This is a genomic window from Shouchella rhizosphaerae (assembly GCF_036700015.1).
GTDB classification, from domain to species: Bacteria; Bacillota; Bacilli; order Bacillales; family Bacillaceae_D; genus Shouchella; species Shouchella rhizosphaerae.
This window is the reverse complement of sequence record NZ_CP144921.1, coordinates 1,847,916-1,869,530: the sequence shown is the minus strand read 5'-3', so window position 1 is coordinate 1,869,530 and position 21,615 is coordinate 1,847,916. Positions and strand designations below refer to the sequence as shown.

Annotated in this window: 12 protein-coding genes, 3 rRNA genes and 1 pseudogene; 2 read left to right on the top strand and 14 right to left on the bottom strand. The window is 46.6% G+C overall.

All coding sequences use genetic code 11. The features are described 5' to 3' along the window. Positions 1-2: 2 nt before the first annotated feature. The 6 genes and pseudogenes from V5G21_RS09320 to V5G21_RS09295 all read right to left on the bottom strand — a co-directional run bounded on the left by V5G21_RS09320 (position 3) and on the right by V5G21_RS09295 (position 6,107). Complete coding sequence (locus V5G21_RS09320; protein WP_338465481.1) at positions 3-1,202, bottom strand: cystathionine gamma-synthase family protein; 1,200 nt, start codon at positions 1,200-1,202, stop codon at positions 3-5. Positions 1,203-1,220: 18 nt separating this feature from the next. Continuing rightward, complete coding sequence (locus V5G21_RS09315; protein WP_011244884.1) at positions 1,221-2,411, bottom strand: M24 family metallopeptidase; 1,191 nt, start codon at positions 2,409-2,411, stop codon at positions 1,221-1,223. Between the two features lie 219 nt (positions 2,412-2,630). Then, positions 2,631-2,867, bottom strand: a complete 237-nt coding sequence (locus tag V5G21_RS09310; protein ID WP_041823472.1) for a YczI family protein — start codon at positions 2,865-2,867, stop codon at positions 2,631-2,633. A 224-nt stretch (positions 2,868-3,091) separates the two neighbouring features. Next, positions 3,092-4,510 carry a Na+/H+ antiporter NhaC gene (gene nhaC, locus V5G21_RS09305; protein ID WP_011244882.1) on the bottom strand — a complete coding sequence of 473 codons (1,419 nt, stop codon included), beginning with the start codon at positions 4,508-4,510 and terminating at the stop codon, positions 3,092-3,094. 232 nt (positions 4,511-4,742) lie between these two features. After that, positions 4,743-4,823 (bottom strand): annotated as a pseudogene (locus tag V5G21_RS09300) (Glu/Leu/Phe/Val dehydrogenase dimerization domain-containing protein); the annotation flags it as partial. Between the two features lie 69 nt (positions 4,824-4,892). Next, entirely contained in the window at positions 4,893-6,107 is a 1,215-nt protein-coding gene (locus tag V5G21_RS09295) for an ornithine--oxo-acid transaminase (RefSeq protein WP_011244881.1), read from the bottom strand. 272 nt (positions 6,108-6,379) lie between these two features. Here V5G21_RS09295 and V5G21_RS09290 point away from each other — a divergent pair, with 272 nt between their 5' ends. After that, complete coding sequence (locus V5G21_RS09290) at positions 6,380-7,717, top strand: sigma-54 interaction domain-containing protein (protein ID WP_050749009.1); 1,338 nt, start codon at positions 6,380-6,382, stop codon at positions 7,715-7,717. Positions 7,718-7,967: 250 nt separating this feature from the next. Here V5G21_RS09290 and V5G21_RS09285 read toward each other — a convergent pair whose 3' ends face one another. The 5 genes from V5G21_RS09285 to guaB all read right to left on the bottom strand — a co-directional run bounded on the left by V5G21_RS09285 (position 7,968) and on the right by guaB (position 14,826). After that, positions 7,968-9,656, bottom strand: coding sequence for a PucR family transcriptional regulator (locus V5G21_RS09285; protein WP_338465479.1), 1,689 nt, complete (start codon positions 9,654-9,656; stop codon positions 7,968-7,970). 23 nt (positions 9,657-9,679) lie between these two features. Next, positions 9,680-10,474 (bottom strand): carbon-nitrogen family hydrolase, encoded by a 795-nt coding sequence (locus V5G21_RS09280; protein ID WP_041824240.1) that lies wholly within the window; start codon positions 10,472-10,474, stop codon positions 9,680-9,682. A gap of 46 nt (positions 10,475-10,520) precedes the next feature. Then, positions 10,521-11,795, bottom strand: coding sequence for a serine--tRNA ligase (gene serS, locus V5G21_RS09275; protein ID WP_011244877.1), 1,275 nt, complete (start codon positions 11,793-11,795; stop codon positions 10,521-10,523). 138 nt (positions 11,796-11,933) lie between these two features. After that, a complete protein-coding gene (locus V5G21_RS09270; RefSeq protein WP_220558210.1) occupies positions 11,934-13,232 on the bottom strand; it encodes a D-alanyl-D-alanine carboxypeptidase family protein in 1,299 nt (432 codons plus the stop codon). A gap of 136 nt (positions 13,233-13,368) precedes the next feature. Further along, positions 13,369-14,826, bottom strand: a complete 1,458-nt coding sequence (guaB, locus tag V5G21_RS09265) for an IMP dehydrogenase (protein WP_011244875.1) — start codon at positions 14,824-14,826, stop codon at positions 13,369-13,371. A gap of 104 nt (positions 14,827-14,930) precedes the next feature. On the opposite strand from guaB, the gene V5G21_RS09260 reads away from it, so the two are divergent. Then, complete coding sequence (locus V5G21_RS09260) at positions 14,931-15,905, top strand: YaaC family protein (RefSeq protein ID WP_306344766.1); 975 nt, start codon at positions 14,931-14,933, stop codon at positions 15,903-15,905. Positions 15,906-16,363: 458 nt separating this feature from the next. Here V5G21_RS09260 and rrf read toward each other — a convergent pair. The 3 genes from rrf to V5G21_RS09245 all read right to left on the bottom strand — a co-directional run bounded on the left by rrf (position 16,364) and on the right by V5G21_RS09245 (position 21,539). Continuing rightward, positions 16,364-16,479: ribosomal RNA gene (gene rrf, locus V5G21_RS09255) — 5S ribosomal RNA — on the bottom strand. Positions 16,480-16,718: 239 nt separating this feature from the next. After that, a 23S ribosomal RNA gene (locus tag V5G21_RS09250) occupies positions 16,719-19,655 on the bottom strand. Positions 19,656-19,988: 333 nt separating this feature from the next. Beyond that, positions 19,989-21,539: ribosomal RNA gene (locus tag V5G21_RS09245) — 16S ribosomal RNA — on the bottom strand. Together the 16S, 23S and 5S rRNA genes form the textbook arrangement of a ribosomal RNA operon. Between the last annotated feature and the right edge of the window lie 76 nt (positions 21,540-21,615).

Below are 21,615 nucleotides of genomic sequence, written 5' to 3'. Positions count from 1 at the left end.
GTTCAGGCCTCTATTTGAGCAGCCTCAAATGCCTGCTTAAAGTCAGCGATGATGTCCTCTCCATCCTCAATGCCACATGATACGCGAATTAATCCTTCAGGAATGCCCATGGCTGCACGCTCTTGTGGCGTGCATTCGACATGGCTTGTTGTCCGTGCCGGTCCTACTGTCGTCTCAACCGCCCCTAAATTTGCAGCTCGATTGGCGAATGCTAGCTTTGGCAATAAGTGGCGCACTGTATCGACACCGCCAGCAACAGCAAAGCTTAGCATGCCGCCGAAACCAGACATTTGCGCTTTGGCGATTTCGTGGTTAGGGTGGTCAATGAGGCCGGGATAAAAAACCGTTTCGACCTCTTCGACCGTTTGCAAATAGGTAGCGAGCTTCTCGGCATTTTCAGCTTGTCGTTTCACTCGTAGTTCAAGTGTTTTCATGCCGCGCAATATCAAATAAGCAGCCCAAGGGTCCATTGTTGCCCCGTTGATTTCCCGATAGTGGTAAATCGCTTCAATCAGAGACTCATCTAAACCGACAACAACCCCTCCAAGGGCATCTGCATGGCCTCCTAAAAATTTTGTTGCGCTATGGAGAACGAGATCAGCGCCGAGGGTGAGTGGATTTTGATTAACTGGCGTCGCAAACGTATTGTCGACGACAACAAGTGCGCCAACTTGTTTTCCAGCTTCTGCGCAAGCGCGGATGTCAGTAATTTTTACAGTTGGATTGGTGGGCGTCTCTAAATAAACGATCGTGCAGCCTTTAGCCGTTTCTTTTTTGATTTGCTCAACATCCCCTGTTTCACAAAAAACAACATCGATATTTAACTTTGGCAGAAATTCAGTGAAAATTTTATTGGTGCCGCCATATGTGTCTTTAATTGTCACAACGCTGTCTCCTGGCCTTAAAAACGTATAAAGCGTGTTGGAAATAGCCGCCATACCCGTTGAGAAACTAGTTGCTGCATTCGCTCTTTCCAGCACTTTGACTTTATCTTCAAACGCTTGCACGGTCGGGTTTGTATTGCGGCCATAAATGTGGCCTTTTTTTCTGCCAACGGCCACTTCATACCATTCGTCCATATCGTCATAGCCAAAAGCCACACTCGGAATAACCGGCACTTGTGTCGCTCCGTGGACCAAATAGTCTTTTTCTCCTGCCCATACTGCTTTCGTAGCAAACTTGGCGTTGTTCATTTTTGTCATGATAAGCCCCCCAATCAATTATGAAGCAGATGCATTTGGATCATTGGTCAACAGCTGACGCGGAAAATCACAAAGAAGCTCACAGCCATTTTCCGTCACCCGTACCGATTCACTAATTTCGACGCCAAAGTCGTCGTACCACATGCCAGGGATGATATGGAACGTCATATTGGCTTGCAGCACCGTTTTATCTCCCTTTCGAATGCTTGCCGTATGTTCGCCCCAATCAGGTGGATAATTCAATCCAGCTGAATAACCAATACGTGCTTCTTTTTCCAGTCCGTAGCGCCCAATTGTCTTCCTCCAGACGGCTTCCACTTCTTCGCACGTGACTCCAGGCTTCATCCATGCAAGCACTTCATTGAGCCCTTCAACGGCAATTTTGGCTACATCTACAACACGCTGTTGCGGTTTTCCAATCGTCACTGTTCTTGCGAGTGGAGCATGGTAACGTTGATAGCAGCCAGCTAACTCAATGATGACTGTATCTTCGCTCGGATAGCGTTGGTCAGACCACGTAATATGTGGAGCACTTGTTTTCACGCCTGACGGCAAGAGTGGGACAATCGCCGGATAATCGCCGCCAAACTCCTCTGTCCCGGCAATTTGTGCGTGGTATATGGCTGCAACGACATCGCTTTCCCGTGCGCCCGCATTAATGGCATTCATACCGGCATACATCGCCTTGGCCGCAATTTTGCCTGCGCATTTCATATAATGGATTTCCATGTCTGACTTGATGATGCGCACATAGTTGACAAGGTTAGTCGCGTCGACAAACCGGGCGTCCGCCAAGCGTTGCGTCAGGCGTTCATGTGCTTTTGCCGTGTAGTAATACGTATCTAATTCGACGCCAATGCGGCGGTTGCCTTGGCCAATATCAGCTAGAACTTTGGCGATAAAGTCCATTGGGTGGCGATCATCCGATTGCACATAATCGTCAGGGTACGGAATAATCCGTTCATGCATCAACCAAGTTGTCTGCTTGGCAACGTTCGCGTCCATGCCCCGCCCAATCCAAATTGGCTGGTCCTCATCAATTAAGACGACTAGCATTTGATGGACATAAAAGCACCAGCCATTATAACCGGATAAATAATTCATATTGGCTGGGTCAGTGAGCAACAGCACGTCAATGCCTTTTTCACTCATGCGTTCCTTTGTTTTTGCCAAGCGGACCTGATACTCCTCCAATGTGAACGGGAACATGTAAACCAGCCTCCTTTTGAGTAGGTCATTCGTTTCTTTCATTCTACTCATAAGCTGAAGCTATGCAATATTTTGAATGTATGAAAATTCGATCGATTCTGTAGACATTTTGGCGGATCCCTCGTGTGACTTGCCTCAATCTGAAAAAGATGGCGTTTCTTACCCGCCATCATCCACCGAGACAAAGATAACTTTTAGTCGATACTCCAACTATCAGGGTTAACTTATAAACGTAAAAATTCCAACATAAATACAAAAACCAGAAAGTACAAATACAAAGCAAGCTAAAAATGGCCTCTCTTTTTTAAACTCCGAAAGACCAATCGTCAAAATCATTAACCCACTGAAGAGTGTAGCTAAGGGCTGCAAATAATAGGTATTACTAAAATAACCAATTAGTGCAAAGATGGTTGTAAGTAAGGCAAAAAGTACGCGCCAAGCAAATAACCGATTCAAAAAAATCCCCCTAAAAAAACATTGGCACACAGTATAACAACCTTATCACTCTTTTCACAACTGTCATCCAGAAATAGATAGAGAATCTCTTTTATTTTTGGGTCAACTCTCATTCTCTGTATATAAAAAAACTCCAGATAGACGATTTAAACACATGTCCACCTAAAGGGGATATGCCTATACAATTCGAATGATACGGGGAGACGGGCATGGCGTTCGTTTCTCTAGATTGTCTTTTCTGTTTGCTTTAAACGAGCTGTTGTTTTATGCGGATGACGGTATATAATGGATTTTCCAAGTAAAGTTAAGATAATCGATAGGAGCGGTACAGTGAAATTTAAAATAGCGTATGGTGCATATTGAAAAGCATGTACGCCTAATGTAGCAAAGATAAATACCCCACATGTGTTCCATGGCACAAAAACAGATGTCAATGTCCCTCCATCTTCTACGGCGCGCGATAAGTTTTTCGAATGCAACTGTTGGTCCTCATACGATTTTGCATACATTCTAGCAGGAACAACGATCGAAATATATTGTTCCGAACAAGAAACATTGGTGGCAAAACTGGAAAGAACCGTCGTGATAATTAAGCGTTTCGCTGTCTTTGCCCATTTTAAAATTTGCTGAACAATTGCCTGGAGCATGCCAGTGTTTTCAAGTACGCCTCCAAACGTCATCGCCACAATCGTTAAAGAGACGGTGTACATCATGGCCTCAATCCCACCGCCGTTGAATAATTCATCTACCATATGATTACCTGTGTCTATCACGTATCCATTCTGAAGTGTGGAGACAGCAATACTCCATGCATCTCCTTGGACATAGATTTGACTGAAAAATCCTAATACGATTCCTACACCCAATGCTGGAATAGCTGGCACTTTAAACATCACGAATACGATTACTGCTAGTGGTACAATTAATAGCCAAGGAGAGAGCACAAAGTTTTCTTGAAGTGAAGCCATTGTTCTTTCTATGTCAGCAAAACTGGCTGTATTTCCCTCTACCTCGTTTCTGCCAAGAAACCAATAAACAATTAGCGAGATCAGAAGTGCAGGAATCGTGGACACAAGCATACATTTAATATGTTCAAACAAGTCTGTCCCAGTTAAGCCAGCAGCAAGATTCGTTGTATCGGATAATGGCGAAAGTTTATCTCCAAAATACGCTCCTGAGATCACCGCCCCAGCGACCATTGCCGCCGGTATTCCCATACTTAAACCAATCCCCATGCCAGCTACGCCAATCGTTGCCATCGTAGACCATGAACTGCCAATCGACAGAGACACGGCAGCGCATATGACACAGATTGAAACTAAAAAGAAAGACGGACTCATTATTTTTAATCCGTAAAAGACCATTGTTGCTACAATTCCCCCACCTATCCATGCACCGATCGTTAATCCGACAAGAATAATAATGACAACGGCTGGTAAAGCAAGTTTAATCCCCTTATACATGCTTTCTTCAATTTCATTCCATTTAAAACCTGCTTTCATTGCCATTAATGCAGCTACGGCGGTTCCAATCATCAATGGAATATGAGGGTCTCCTTCTAATCCCACGATTGTCACAGCCATTGCTGTAATCATGGTAATGAGTGGCAACAGTGCGAACCAAAACGAAATGTCTTTCTTCATTTTTCTCCCCCTTGTATGTCTCTAACAAATCCAAGCAAACGCTTACATTTATGTAGACACTAGAAACAGTAAAAAGCTAAGCCCACGCCCTAAAATGTGTAGCTTCAGCTGCTTTTCGAATCCCGACCATATAAGAAGCCAGTCGCATGTTTACGCAAATAGTCAATACGGATAAGGCTCTATTCATCCATGCCATCATTTGTGCGTTTGTAAAGGCGTCTGGCGCTGAAATGCCTTTGGTCGGGCCAACAGCATCATTGTGCTGGGCCCGATGGCCTGTAAATCCTTTTGTTTTTCCATTATCCATGCGGATTAACTCTTTTAATCATTCATACATTCCATCTGAATCGCCTAGACCGCAACTGCTTCCATTTGTCACGCCTTATTTAACAGGCTTCTCTTTTGATAAAACATAATTTATTTTTTCAATAGCCCAATCTAATTCTTCTTTTGTAATGACGAGCGGCGGAGCAAAGCGGATCGTGTTTTCATGTGTTTCTTTGCATAATACCCCTGCTTCTTTCAACTGTTCACAATACTTACGGACAGGATGATTGAATTCAACGCCGATAAATAATCCCCGTGCTCGAATGGCTGTTAAATCATCATTATCAATTGCCCGCAACGCTGTTGTGAAATACTCTCCTAATTCTAACGATTTCTTCACTAGATTTTCTTCCTCAATCACTTCAATGGCAGCTAGAGAAACAGCACAAGCTAGTGGATTTCCTCCAAAAGTAGAGCCATGTGAACCTGGCGTAAATACATCCATAATGTCTTTGTCGGCAGCAATAGCTGATACTGGAAAAACACCGCCCCCCATTGCTTTTCCCATCACATAAATATCTGGAACGACATTTTCCCATTCACAGGCAAACATTTTTCCAGTCCGTGCAAAACCTGTTTGCACTTCATCAGCAATAAAGAGAATATCGTTTTCCGTACAGAGATCGCGAACAGCTTGTAAGTAACCTTCAGGCGGGATGATGATGCCTGCTTCTCCTTGAATGGGCTCTATAATCATAGCCGCTGTATTTGGAGTAATGGCTTCACGAATCACTTCCACATTCCCATACGCTACCTTTTTTATCCCTGGCACAAAAGGGCCGTAATGTTTGGTCGCTCCCGGATCATTCGATAAGGAGACCGCATTTAATGTCCGCCCATGAAAATTGCCTTTGGCCGCAATAATTTCTGCTTTGTTTTCTTCGACTCCTTTGACTTCATAAGCCCAGCGACGAGCTGCTTTAATCGCTGTCTCAACCGCTTCTACCCCTGTATTCATCGGCAACACTTTATCTTTTCCTGTCAATTCCGCCACGCGCTTGGTCCATGGACCAAGCTGGTCATTATGGAAAGCACGGGAAGTCAATGTTACTTTATCAGCCTGTTCCTTTAATGCCTGGATGATCTTTGGGTGGCGGTGTCCCTGGTTCAAAGCTGAATAAGCGCTAAGCATATCCATATATTTATTTCCTTCAGGATCCTTCACCCACACGCCTTCTGCCTCAGCAATCACAACTGGCAGCGGATGATAGTTATGCGCCCCATAAGCATTTGTTTGTTCTATAATGTGATCTGATTTTTCAATCGCCATAAAAACATTCCTCCTTTATAGGTTGTGAATCACACTCGTTTCCATTCTGTACTTACTGTTTCTATATGCAAACATCATGCCAACCGATGAACCCAGATGCTGAAACGGTTTTAACAAGATTGCAGAAAAAATTTTTTGCATGGTGAGAAGGATAAACGAAAAATTTTTTTGCGCTTTATCGGTTTATCGATTACACTCACTTTTAAAGGAGGGGTATTTTGAAAAAAAATAAAACACAAAAAAATCTAGTGCAACTGAATCACCTATATCAAATGCTAATAGACGAAATAAATGTGGGTATCCACGTTATTGACCAAGATGGCCATACGATTATATACAATAAAAAAATGATGGAAATCGAATCGATGGTAGACACCGATGTACTCCATAAAAATCTTTTAGAAGTTTTTACATTTCACGACGATGAACGCAGTACACTTGTACAAGCATTAAAGACAGGGAAAGTAACGAAGGATGTCAAACAAACGTATTTTAATAATAAAGGGGAAGAAATCACAACCATTAACAATACCTTTCCTTTTATCGAAAATGGAAAAATTACGGCTGCCGTGGAAATAGCGAAAGATATGACCCAATTGGATCATGTCATTAAGAAAAACGTGCTGCGAAAAAGAGAAAGCCATTATACCTTTGACCAAATCATCGGCAACAGCAAAGCCTTTTTAGCGGTTATAGAAGAAGCAAAACGAGCCGCCCGCACGTCGTCTTCTGTGCTAATCGTTGGAGAAACAGGGACAGGAAAAGAGTTATTTGCCCAAAGCATTCACTATGCTAGCCCGAGATCACACGCCCCTTTTCTAGCACAGAATTGCGCAGCGATCCCTGAAAATTTAATGGAAAGTTTATTATTTGGAACGAAAAAAGGAGCATTTACCGGGGCATTGGACACGCCAGGCTTATTCGAGCAAGCTGATGGCGGAACGTTGCTTCTGGACGAAATAAATTCTCTCGACCCTGCGTTACAGGCGAAATTATTACGCGTTATTCAGGAAAAAACCATCCGTCGCATCGGCGATACCAAAGACAAAAAAGTCGACGTTCGAATCATTGCTACCATTAATGAAGATCCGATAGATATGATTGCAAAGCAGCGCTTACGCAAAGATTTGTATTATCGTCTCAGCGTCGTCACTTTATTTATCCCGCCCTTGCGTGAAAGAAAAGAAGACATTCTTCCGCTTATCGAGGAATTCATTCACAAGTATAACACGCTATTTCAGATGAATGTGAAGACGATTAGCGAAGAGGCAAAGGCGATTCTGTTCCAGCACGATTGGCCGGGAAATGCGCGAGAACTGGAACATACAATTGAAGGCACAATGAATTTCATTAGTGATGAAACAGAAATTCACATACACAACCTGCCGTTTCGATTGCGCAATCGCTATCAGAAAGAAGTGAAAGACACAGAAACAGGCAACTTACCTGCAAAAACATTACAAGAAAAAATGGCAGAGGTCGAAAAGCTCTATATTTTACAAGCGTTAAGAGAAAACAACAACAACGTTTCCCAAACTGCAAAAAATCTTGGCATGAGCAGACAAAATCTCCAATATCGGCTGAAAAAGTTTCACCTTTCATTGAAGTAATTACGTTGGCCTACAGTCATCCACTAGTTCGTGTGTGAACTTGGCTTGACATGAAGAACAGGAGAGATACGAAAAGGAGTCAAAGTGGCCTCCCCGCCAGGAGATACGCTCGCCTCTCCATAGAAAGCCATTGTTTACAGGTAGTGGTCAACAACGCCGCCGATATTAATTAGACTGATAGAAAGTGCCTGGAGACGAGAACAGTGTTTCGTTTCGTATCCGTTTTAACGCGTTCGCGCGAGGCAACGGTCTAGGAGTTAGGCGTTTGCATGTGGTGTTGGATCATCGATATACGAATGCTAAGATCAAGCAAAAAGACATCATCAGGATTCGCCAAAGATAAATGAGTCAGCGCCTCAATTTTCCGAAGTCGATATAACAGCGATTGGCGGTGCAAATGAAGAAATCGCGCTGTCTGCGTCACTTTGTTTTGGTTTCTTTGGTATGCGACAAATGTGCCGACCAAGTCCATTTGCCTTTGTTCATCGTAGGCAAACAACGGTGCCGCATAATCTAACACGAGGCTTCGCAGTTCTCGCTCTTGCCCTATTTTATAAAGGACACGGTCAATGCGCGTATCTGTATAAAAGATCCGGCTTCCTTGCCCTTTCCTGCCGATGCCAAGCAATAGTGCCTGTTTCGCTTCTTGGTACCGGTCTTCAAATGCATAGGTGTTTATTTGCTGGTCACCGATTCCCCACGTTATTTCGACATCGGGAATCAAATGGGCCAAACGGCGATCAAGCAAGTCAAGAAATCCATTGACCGTCGTCCGGTAATCTTCACAGGGAACGGCTAAATAAATCAATAGCTGCCCATCCATAAACGTCGACATCGTTTCCCGTTCAACCGTTACGCCTGCATAGTAGATCTCTTCTTCGATATAATGGACCATGCTTAGTTGCCAGTCTTTAAAGGAGGCTACTTGATCAGAACGGCTATACAATTCTTCCATATTGTGCAGCATGCCTACTATCGCGATGTATGGCACAGAAACCTCATATCCTAGCGCTTCAGCCCGTGTTTTTAGTTGTGCTTCCGTTTCAATCAACCCTTGGGCCAAATCGGCGACGAAATGATTGCGCATACGTGCTTCTGTTTCTTGCACTGTGTTCTCTTGCAGAAACCAAAATGCAGCGGCTGTCCCGGCATGTTCGAGCAATATAAAGGCTGTCGCTAGGTCGCTTGAATCCATTTTATCCCTATTAACAGCAAATACATAGCCTTGAATTTGCTCATTTGCTTGGATGATCGGCAATATATGGACGTCTGTGCCATCTGTATGGAGCGTTTGGATTTTTCGTTCAAGGGGGTGGTGCTCACTTTCCTGGCCGCTAGTGCGCATGTGTTTGTACACTTTACTAACTAGGCCTACCACCGGTTCAGCTCCATGACTTTTCCCTTTTATTCGCCCTTGGGCATCCGTTATAACAATGGGTACGGCGGCATAGCCAGCAACATGTTCTGCTAGAGCAGACAAATGGTTCCCAGCAAGCATTAAAGACAAGAGTTCCTGTTGGACCTTTTGGGTAAATTGCCAATCGTCCTGCTTTGAATCAACAAGCTTGGCCGTTACTGCCTGTGTAATGTCGGCAAAGCGGATCTCCCATGGCAAAAAAAGAATCGGAAACTGCTCATTCTCAGCAAGGGTGCGGACATCTTCGGACAATTCGAACACAAACCGGCCGATCGCCACTGCAAGCCCTGACGCTTCCGACTTAATCACATCTTGCACAAAGGCATAAAACGCCTTCGGCTCTTGGTTGCAGCCGATGCCAGTCGTAAGGACAAGCTCATTTTGCCTGATAAAGTTTTCCACTGGTGCTTCCGTAATCGAAACCCATTCAACTTGTCGGTATGGCAACTGTTCTTGTGCAGTCTTAATGATGGCAGGCTTCATAATGTCCAATTCCATTACTTGCGCCAATGTAATCTTCATTCAACCAACCCCCATTGGAATCGTTACCGATATAAATCAGGCCGCCTGCTTGAAAACACCGGCACTCTATCCCGCACTTCAGCAGCTTTGCTAAAATCAACTTTACATTGAAGCCATTCTTCTTCAGTGCTGCTGCCTTCAACAATAATTTCCCCCCATGGGTCAATCACCATCGATGTGCCTGCATAATCGGTTCCGTTGTGGCTGCCGACGCTATTGCAAGAAAGGAGATAAAACTGATTTTCGATCGCTCTGGCTTGCTGCAATGCCTTCCAGTGCATCGCCCGCGCCAACGGCCATTCAGCAACAATAAAAAGCACTTCTGCCCCTTCTAATGCAAGACGGCGCGCCAACTCGGGAAAACGCAAATCATAGCAAATCAGGACCGCCATTTTGACACCATCTAATTCAAATAAGGCAGGGGGCACGCTTCCGCCTTGCATGTAAGCAGGTTCATTCAGCATAGGGACAAGGTGGACTTTGTCATACGTATAGACAAGCTTGCCCTGGGCATCGATGACAAGCGCTGTATTGTAAATGCCACCGTCTTTCTTTGTCGCAATCGAACCGGCAACCATATGAATGCGATGCGCTCGGGCGAGTTGTTGCAAAAATGCAATTGTCTCCACTCCCTCTTCTTCCGCCAGTTCGCCAAGGTCCTCAAGCTGGTACCCAGTCGTCCATAACTCAGGCAACACGATTGTGAGCGGCCGCTCTAGTTGCTCACGGCATAGTTGCTCAACCCACGTTTTAACACGTTCTCGGTTCTCGTCTGGCTTTCCTGCTAATACTTCCATTTGGAAAACAGCGACATGCATCGTTTTTAGCTCCTTTGTAAAAAGCTGCAGCACGCTGCAGCTCTCTTTATGAAAGAATGTTCACATTACCCATATATGGCCGTAGTGCTTCCGGGATGACAATGGAGCCATCTTCTTGCTGATAATTTTCAAGAATGGCCGCTACCGTACGGCCAACCGCTACTCCTGAACCATTGAGCGTATGGACATACTCAGGCTTGCTTTTTGGATCGCGGCGGAATTTGATATTGGCGCGCCTTGCTTGGAAGTCACCAATATTGGAGCACGAAGAAATTTCACGATACGTATTGGCGCTCGGCATCCATACTTCCAGATCGTACGTTTTTGTAGAGGCAAAGGTCAAATCCCCTGTACACAACGTAACGACACGGTAAGGCAGTCCTAAGCGTTTCAACACGTTTTCGGCGTGGGTTGTCATGATTTCGAGCTGGTTGTTGGAATCCTCCGGTAAAGAAAAACGAACAAGCTCTACTTTGTTAAATTGGTGTTGGCGAATGAGCCCCCGCGTATCGCGCCCAGCAGAACCAGCTTCAGAGCGGAAATTCGTGCTGTAGGCGTTATAAGCAATCGGGAGCTGCTCTCCTTGCAGCACTTCCCCGCGATGCAAGTTCGTGACCGGCACTTCTGCAGTCGGGATCAAAAAATAATCTTCTTCGCTAATTTTAAAAACATCTTCCTCAAATTTAGGCAATTGCCCTGTACCAATCATACTTGCGCGATTGACGATATAAGGAGGCAGTACTTCCGTATAGTCATGCTCAGTCGCATGCATATCCATCATAAAATTAATGAGCGCTCGTTCTAGGCGTGCCCCGAGCCCTTTATAAACTGTAAACCGGCTGCCTGTCACTTTTGCGGCACGTTCAAAATCAAGAATATCGAGCGCTGTACCCAGTTCCCAATGAGGACGCGGCTCAAACGAAAAGTCAGGCACGTCTCCCCATTTACGCTCTTCCCGATTATCCTCTTCTGATTCGCCATAAGGGACGTCTTCCTGTGGGATATTCGGAATCGTGAGCAAGAGCGCTTCTAATTCCGTTTCGATGCTGCGGAGCTGCTCATCTTGCTCTTTAATCCGTTCAGAGACTTGCTTCATTTCCGCAATGAGCGAATTAGCATCTTTTTTGTCTCTTTTTAAGGCAGCGATTTGCTCAGATACGTCATTTCGTTTGCTTTTTAGCTCTTCGACTTCCTGTATCATCGTGCGGCGTGAAGCATCCAATTGGGAGAAGCGTTCAAGCCCCTCAATCGTGCCGTTACGTCTTTCTAGCTGCGCTTTCACGCCTTCAAAATCGCTGCGCAATTTTTTCACGTCTAACATCTAAACGACCTCCTCGTTACTCCTATCCATTTTACCAAAATTCATAGGAGAAAGAAAAGCACACAAGCAGGGCATGCGCCCTGCTTGTGATCGACTGTTCGTTGTTTTCTTATCCCATGATGCTATTTGTCCATTCGCTTAACTGAACCAACCGCTAATGGTGTCAGAAACGCTGGACCATAAATTTGAAAAGAACCCGCCAATTCCTCTCATGGACATGGTGAACCAGCCTGCTTCTTCCACATCTGCTGCTGCAACAAGTTCAATCCCGCTTTGCTGGCTGCCTGGAAGATAATCAACTGGCTCGTCCATGATGACTTTTAATGTCCCAACCGTTTCCCCTTCTTCTATAGGAGCGACAAGTTCTCCATTTTCATTCGTTTTGCTTTCATCCAGTTCAATTTCAACGGAGTAGTTTTCGTTCTGCCCTTTTCCGAGCATAAAAGTTAAATCACGGTTTGTCACGAGTTGGACTTCTTTTTCTTTCCCACGCGCTACGGGAACGACACCGCCTTCCGGTTCCGTTCCAGCATCGATGATCCGATGCTCTTCAAATTGACTAAACCCGTAATCGAGCAGTTTTTTCGTCTCGTTAAAACGGTCATCCCGGGTATCCGTTCCCATTACTACAGTAATAAGGCGGACACCATCGCGTTCAGCTGTTGCCGTAAAGCTATTGCCTGCAGCATCCGTATATCCTGTTTTCAGGCCATCTACCCCTTCATAATAATGAGGGCTGTTTGGTAGCATCCAGTTCCAATTTTGCATATCAATTTTTTCATCTGGGCCAGAATCAAATACCGCTTCAGGCACACTTGCCGTATCAAGCACTTCAGGGAAATCTTTCAACAGATGATATGCAAGTTGGGCAACAGAACGGGCAGAAAGCGTCGTTTCCCCATCGGCTGGAGTCCCCTCTGGATGTTCACCTTGCAAGTCAGCATTGTTTAGGCCGCTCGCATTAATAAACTCATACTTTTCTAGCCCTAGCTCTTCTGCTTTTTCATTCATTTTGGCGACAAACTGAGCTTCCGTACCAGCCACATGCTCCGCTAACGCCATCGTCGAAGCGTTTGCCGAATAAATCGCCATGGACTCGTACAAATCTTTTACCGTATACGTATAATCCTGGCGCAATGGAACATTGGATAGCTCTCTTTGGTGGGACAATGGAAGCAAATGATCGGTGATCGTTACTTCATCTTCCCAAGAGATGTCACCATTGGCGATTGATTCAAGCACTATGTACTCGGTCATCATTTTTGTCATGCTGGCAATCGCCAATTGTTCATCGCTATTTTGTTCAAATAAAATTTGTCCAGTATCGGCATTAACGACAATCGCTGCACTGGCATCTACTGTTAAAGACTGCGCACTCGCAGGCTTAATTGGTCCTAGTACGAAAGCAAGCATAGCCAATGCAGCCATTATACGCATTGTCCAGCTTGGTAAACCCTTTTGTTTCACCTTTACACCCCCGCTTGTATAACACACATTTGCTATTTTAACATGGTGGCACCAAAAAAAATAGATAGGGAAGTCCCTATCTATCGGTAAAAAAATGTGGAATTTTTTACAATGTATAGTTTGGTGCTTCTTTGGTGATTTGCACATCGTGAGGATGGCTTTCCCGTAAACCAGCAGCGGTAATACGGATGAACTGACTATTTTCCCGCAACTCATCAATTGTCGGTGTGCCGCAGTAGCCCATGCCAGCCCTGATGCCACCGACTAATTGGTGCACAGTGTCAGCTAGAGGGCCTTTGTAGGACGTTCTGCCCTCAATCCCTTCAGGCACAAGCTTTTGGTTATTTTCTTGGAAATAACGATCTTTGCTTCCCTTTTCCATTGCTCCAAGTGAGCCCATGCCACGGTACACTTTATATTGGCGGCCCTGATAGATCTCTGTTTCCCCTGGGCTTTCGCTCACACCAGCAAGCAAGCTACCAAGCATGACAGCATGTCCACCGGCAGCAAGTGCTTTAACAATGTCACCTGAATATTTAATACCGCCGTCAGCGATAATCGGCACACCATGTTTTCTTGCCTCTGTCGCACAATCGTACACAGCTGTTATTTGCGGAACGCCAATTCCTGCCACAACCCTTGTTGTACAAATAGATCCAGGACCGATGCCAACTTTTACTACACTGGCACCTGCTTCAATGAGTGCTCTTGTTCCTTCAGCTGTAGCTACATTTCCTGCAATGATCGTCAGGTCAGGGTAGTCATTGCGAACTTGTTTGATTTTATCCAGAACACCTTTAGAGTGGCCATGAGCAGTATCAATGACAATCGCATCTACGCCTGCCTTTACAACAGCGGCAATGCGAGCATCAGCATCAGCAGACACGCCAATCGCTGCCCCAACAAGCAAACGTCCTTGCTTGTCTTTTGCAGAATTCGGGAATTCAATCACTTTTTCAATATCCTTGATTGTAATGAGCCCTTTTAAAATGCCATTGTCATCGACAAGAGGCAGTTTTTCAATTTTATGCTGTTGCAATATTTTCTCTGCTTGTTCAAGTGTTGTCCCTACAGGCGCTGTCACAAGCCCTTCTTTTGTCATGACATCATCAATTTTGATCGAGTAGTCTTCAATAAAGCGCAAATCCCGGTTCGTTAAAATGCCAACAAGTTTTTGCTCCTCATCGACAATGGGCACGCCTGAAATCCGGTATTTTCCCATTAAATGTTCCGCGTCAAATACTTGGCGATCTGGAGTAAGAAAGAACGGATCGGTAATAACGCCACTTTCAGACCGCTTTACTTTATCGATTTGCTCAGCTTGCTCTTCAATGGACATGTTCTTATGGATAATGCCGATGCCGCCTTCACGGGCAATCGCAATCGCCATTTCCGATTCTGTCACTGTATCCATCCCCGCACTTAAAATCGGGATATTCAATTTCACATTCTCGCTTAGTTTCGTGGCAACTGAAACATCTCTTGGCAGCACTTCCGACTTAGCCGGCACCAAGAGAACATCATCAAACGTCAATCCTTCTTTTTGAAATTTTGTTTCCCACATTCAGATTAGCTCCCCTCAAACGCCTGAAAATATTATTAGTAGCTTAACAATTGGGCAAACTACTGTCAAGACAAGGGTTTAAGTACTACTTTTCTGAATTCAGTGTGCAAAAAAATGGGAGTGTATATAAAGTGGAGCGTTTAACTTTTTTTGATTCAGCATCTTTTACGCGGAACTATTTATTTGAGTGTTATCAAAGCCACTCATACGATGATGCATCCTCTATGAGCTACCAAAATTGTTACCGATTTATGTACCAACTGCAGCATGGTTGTTTGTACTTAGCCCAAGCGCAAATCGCTCCTTTTGCGATCAAGCCAATGCTTTTATTTTATGGCCTTTCACAGCTAATCAAGTCCTGTGTTTTATCGGTCGACCCTTATTACCCTGAAAATGCTGCTGTGCTCGCCCATGGCATCACAACGAGAAAAAGAAAGAAGCAAGGCTACTCTTTTTTAGATGACGAAGTGAAGGAGCAACGAAACGGCCTTTATCCTCATATGATAAAAAAATTGTTTCACATGGAACATTCGGAGAATAAATACACAATGAAAGCTTTACTTAAGCAACTTCCTGATATGCATGCTTGTTTTGCATTCCTCGTTAATGAAGAACCTTTTATGAAAGGAAAATGGGCTGCCACCGATAGAATGGTTTTTGAGCCGATCTTGCTTGACTTGTATCATATGACTGCTAGCCGCTTTCAACAATATGCACTTGAGCAAATGCGTAAGCTCGTGCCAAAAACGCAAGCAATTACCGTAGTAGAAACAAAACAACAAGTCGAAATCCGCTTTGCCAATGCCCAAGCAGCCAGAAATGCGGCTCCCCCTTTTCATTTTGATAAAGATGGCTCCCCCCTCATCCACCGTTTGAAAGCCAATCACTTGCCATTGCCTGAATTGGCTATTTACTATCTCGTGCTGTACAACTTGAGCATGATCTGCCGGTATGAAACGGAATGGTGGGGAGAACGAATCCATACAATGGATTGCGATGAGATCCCTTTTATTAAACAATTTTTAGAAACCGTCCAAGCACGGACAAAGAAGCTTATCGAACGTCAGCTATTTCAATAAAGCTGCACGGTGTTTGAACAATGCTTTTATAAGACGGAAACGATTGCTTCTGCATGACAACGAGGCTTTTCGAATGAAGCTTATTCATGGAGCCTATTTATATTTAACTCTGCTTCTTCGAAGCAGCACTCTTTTGCTTCCTGCACAAACAAAAAAAGACACCTATTCAGGTGTCTTTAATATTTGCCCGGCAACGTCCTGGCTCCGGGATCTTTTCCTACGGGGATGTTGGACACGGAGCTTTTCCTAGGATGTTTTCCATGTTGTTTTACGAAAATGATCCCTGCGTCTCACAGGAGGGCATGAGGCTTTTCCAGTGAAGCCTATTCACGTAGTTTTCTATATGAGCTTATGTCTGTATGCTTTTATATGTATTTTAAACGCTGCTTCTTCGAAGCAGTCGCTCTTTTGCTTCCTGCCCATAACAAAAAAGACACCTATTCAGGTGTCTTTGCTTAGCCCGGCAACGTCCTACTCTCACAGGAGGAAGCCTCCAACTACCATCGGCGCAAAAGAGCTTAACGGCCGTGTTCGGCATGGGAACGGGTGTGACCTCTTTGCCATTGTCACCGGACTCTAATTGACTTCAGATAAGCAGCGAATCTCTTCGTCTTGTTCGTGATTCTTCTTCAGTCACGTACGCTTGTACGCTCCTTCAGTCGAACACTTCCAATCCTTGACCTTCTTGCTTCTCTTTGTCAATCGCTTTGCTTCAGATGCGGCGAATCTCTTCGTCTGCACTGAAGGGTATGGAAAGAATGGATGATTCTTTCAAAACTAAATCCGAAATAAACTCAATGTCAAGAATGTGTATAGGATAAGTCCTCGACCGATTAGTATCAGTCCGCTCCACGTGTCGCCACGCTTCCACTTCTGACCTATCAACCTCATCATCTCTAAGGGGTCTTACTGGCTTACGCCATGGGAAATCTCATCTTGAGGGGGGCTTCATGCTTAGATGCTTTCAGCACTTATCCCGTCCATACGTAGCTACCCAGCGATGCTCCTGGCGGAACAACTGGTACACCAGCGGTATGTCCATCCCGGTCCTCTCGTACTAAGGACAGCTCCTCTCAAATTTCCTACGCCCGCGACGGATAGGGACCGAACTGTCTCACGACGTTCTGAACCCAGCTCGCGTGCCGCTTTAATGGGCGAACAGCCCAACCCTTGGGACCTACTTCAGCCCCAGGATGCGACGAGCCGACATCGAGGTGCCAAACCTCCCCGTCGATGTGGACTCTTGGGGGAGATAAGCCTGTTATCCCCAGGGTAGCTTTTATCCGTTGAGCGACGGCCCTTCCATACGGCACCGCCGGATCACTAAGCCCGACTTTCGTCCCTGCTCGACTTGTAGGTCTCGCAGTCAAGCTCCCTTCTGCCTTTGCACTCTACGAATGATTTCCAACCATTCTGAGGGAACCTTTGGGCGCCTCCGTTACTGTTTAGGAGGCGACCGCCCCAGTCAAACTGCCCACCTGACAATGTCCCTGGCCCGGATCACGGGTCGAGGTTAGAATGCCAGCACCATCAGGGTAGTATCCCACCGACGCCTCCACCGAAGCTAGCGCTCCGGTTTCCAAGGCTCCTACCTATCCTGTACAGATGATACCAACACTCACTATCAAGCTACAGTAAAGCTCCATGGGGTCTTTCCGTCCTGTCGCGGGTAACCTGCATCTTCACAGGTACTATAATTTCACCGGGTCTCTCGTTGAGACAGTATCCAAGTCGTTGCACCATTCGTGCGGGTCGGAACTTACCCGACAAGGAATTTCGCTACCTTAGGACCGTTATAGTTACGGCCGCCGTTTACTGGGGCTTCAATTCAGAGCTTCTCACCATTTGGGATGACCCTTCCTCTTAACCTTCCAGCACCGGGCAGGTGTCAGCCCCTATACTTCGCCTTACGGCTTCGCAGAGACCTGTGTTTTTGCTAAACAGTCGCTTGGATCCTTTCACTGCGGCTCTCTCGGGCGATTAACCCTACTAGAGCACCCCTTCTCCCGAAGTTACGGGGTCATTTTGCCGAGTTCCTTAACGAGAGTTCTCCCGAGCGTCTTAGAATTCTCTTCTCGCCTACCTGTGTCGGTTTGCGGTACGGGCACCTGTATTCTCACTAGAGGCTTTTCTCGGCAGCGGAGGATCAGGGATTTCGGACCCGAAGGTCCTTCACGGTCACAGCTCAGCCTTATGGAACACGGATTTGCCTATGTTCCAGCCTCGCATGCTTCGACGCGCACAGCCAGCGGCGCGCTCACCCTACCTTTCTGCGTCCCCCCATCGTTCAAACGAATACGAGGTGGTACAGGAATATCAACCTGTTGTCCATCGCCTACGCCTTTCGGCCTCGGCTTAGGTCCCGACTAACCCTGAGCGGACGAGCCTTCCTCAGGAAACCTTGGGCTTTCGACGGATAGGATTCTCACCTATCTTTTCGCTACTCATACCGGCATTCTCACTTCCAAGCACTCCACTAGTCCTCACGATCTAGCTTCGCTGTCCTTGGAACGCTCCCCTACCCAATCCCTTACGGGATTGCCATAGCTTCGGTGATACGTTTAGCCCCGGTACATTTTCGGCGCAGAGTCACTCGACCAGTGAGCTATTACGCACTCTTTCAATGATGGCTGCTTCTAAGCCAACATCCTGGTTGTCTGGGCAACTCCACATCCTTTTCCACTTAACGTATACTTGGGGACCTTAGCTGATGGTCTGGGCTGTTTCCCTCTTGACTACGGATCTTAGCACTCGCAGTCTGACTCCCGAGTTAAAGTCATTGGCATTCGGAGTTTGACTGAATTCGGTAATCCTGTGGGGACCCCTCGTCCAATCAGTGCTCTACCTCCAAGACTCATCACTCGAGGCTAGCCCTAAAGCTATTTCGGGGAGAACCAGCTATTTCCGAGTTCGATTGGCATTTCACCCCTACCCACACCTCATCCCCGCAATTTTCAACTTGCGTGGGTTCGGGCCTCCAGTCGGTGTTACCCGACCTTCACCCTGGACATGGGTAGATCACCCGGTTTCGGGTCTACGGCATCGTACTAATGCGCCCTATTCAGACTCGCTTTCGCTGCGGCTCCGCTTCATCAGCTTAACCTTGCACGATACCGTAACTCGCCGGTTCATTCTACAAAAGGCACGCCATCACCCGTTAACGGGCTCTGACTAGTTGTAGGCACACGGTTTCAGGATCTCTTTCACTCCCCTTCCGGGGTACTTTTCACCTTTCCCTCACGGTACTGGTTCACTATCGGTCACTAGGGAGTATTTAGCCTTGGGAGATGGTCCTCCCGGATTCCGACGGGGTTTCACGTGTCCCGCCGTACTCAGGATCCACTCTGGAGGAAACGAAGTTTCAGCTACAGGGCTGTTACCTTCTTCGGCCTGCCTTTCCAGACAGTTCACCTACTCCGTTTCTTGATCACTCCGTTGTTGAGTGTCCTACAACCCCAAGAGGCAAGCCTCTTGGTTTGGGCTGTTTCCGTTTCGCTCGCCGCTACTCAGGAAATCGCATTTGCTTTCTCTTCCTCCGGGTACTTAGATGTTTCAGTTCCCCGGGTCTGCCTCTCGACATCCTATGTGTTCAGATGTCAGTACCATCCCATTACGGATGGTGGGTTCCCCCATTCGGAAATCTCCGGATCGAAGCTTACTTACAGCTCCCCGAAGCCTATCGCGGTTCGTCGCGTCCTTCATCGGCTCCTAGTGCCAAGGCATTCACCGTGCGCCCTTTCTAACTTATCCTTTTTTGCTTCAGATCAGCGGCGGATCTCTTCGTCCACTTACGTTATTCTCACTCGGTCACGTACACTCGTACGCTCCCTCATTCGAAAACGTGTGTCCTCGATCTCCTTGCTGCTCTTCGCAAAAATTAAAAAATACATAAAAAGGTATGCATTGAATTCTTGACGTCTCGTTCAAACAGTTATACAACCGATGAACAAAGACCAATTTGAGTTATTTCTGGATTTAGTTTTCAAAGAACCTGAGAGTGTTGAGCCCTCTCAAAACTGAACAAATAGCCTAAGCGCTATATGACCAGAAGGTCATACATCGACTAGAGTAAAAACTCCATAGAAAGGAGGTGATCCAGCCGCACCTTCCGATACGGCTACCTTGTTACGACTTCACCCCAATCATTTGTCCCACCTTAGGCGGCTGGCTCCAAAAGGTTGCCTCACCGACTTCGGGTGTTACAAACTCTCGTGGTGTGACGGGCGGTGTGTACAAGACCCGGGAACGTATTCACCGCGGCATGCTGATCCGCGATTACTAGCAATTCCGGCTTCATGCAGGCGAGTTGCAGCCTGCAATCCGAACTGAGAATGGCTTTATGGGATTGGCTTCACCTCGCGGTTTCGCTGCCCTTTGTACCATCCATTGTAGCACGTGTGTAGCCCAGGTCATAAGGGGCATGATGATTTGACGTCATCCCCACCTTCCTCCGGTTTGTCACCGGCAGTCACCTTAGAGTGCCCAACTCAATGCTGGCAACTAAGATCAAGGGTTGCGCTCGTTGCGGGACTTAACCCAACATCTCACGACACGAGCTGACGACAACCATGCACCACCTGTCACTTTGCCCCCGAAGGGGAAGCCCAATCTCTTGGGTGGTCAAAGGATGTCAAGACCTGGTAAGGTTCTTCGCGTTGCTTCGAATTAAACCACATGCTCCACTGCTTGTGCGGGTCCCCGTCAATTCCTTTGAGTTTCAGCCTTGCGGCCGTACTCCCCAGGCGGAGTGCTTAATGTGTTAACTTCGGCACTACGGGCATCGAAACCCCTAACACCTAGCACTCATCGTTTACGGCGTGGACTACCAGGGTATCTAATCCTGTTTGCTCCCCACGCTTTCGCGCCTCAGCGTCAGTTACAGACCAGAGAGTCGCCTTCGCCACTGGTGTTCCTCCACATCTCTACGCATTTCACCGCTACACGTGGAATTCCACTCTCCTCTTCTGCACTCAAGCTCCCCAGTTTCCAATGGCCGCTCGGGGTTGAGCCCCGAGATTTCACATCAGACTTAAGAAGCCGCCTGCGCGCGCTTTACGCCCAATAATTCCGGACAACGCTTGCCACCTACGTATTACCGCGGCTGCTGGCACGTAGTTAGCCGTGGCTTTCTGGTGAGGTACCGTCAAGGTACCGCCCTATTCGAACGGTACCGCTTCTTCCCTCACAACAGAGCTTTACGACCCGAAGGCCTTCCTCACTCACGCGGCGTTGCTCCGTCAGACTTTCGTCCATTGCGGAAGATTCCCTACTGCTGCCTCCCGTAGGAGTCTGGGCCGTGTCTCAGTCCCAGTGTGGCCGATCACCCTCTCAGGTCGGCTACGCATCGTCGCCTTGGTAAGCCGTTACCTTACCAACTAGCTAATGCGCCGCGGGCCCATCCCCTAGTGATAGCCGAAGCCATCTTTCACCCTCTCTCCAGGTGGAGAAAGGGATTATCCGGTATTAGCTCCGGTTTCCCGGAGTTATCCCAGTCTAAGGGGCAGGTTGCCCACGTGTTACTCACCCGTCCGCCGCTAAGTTTCAAAAAGCAAGCTTCTTGAAACTCCGCTCGACTTGCATGTATTAGGCACGCCGCCAGCGTTCGTCCTGAGCCAGGATCAAACTCTCCGTTAAAAAAGTTTACTTACACACGGATGTGTTGGCTTCGGTGTTGCGACAGGACGTCGCGACCTTAACCGAAGATCCTTAG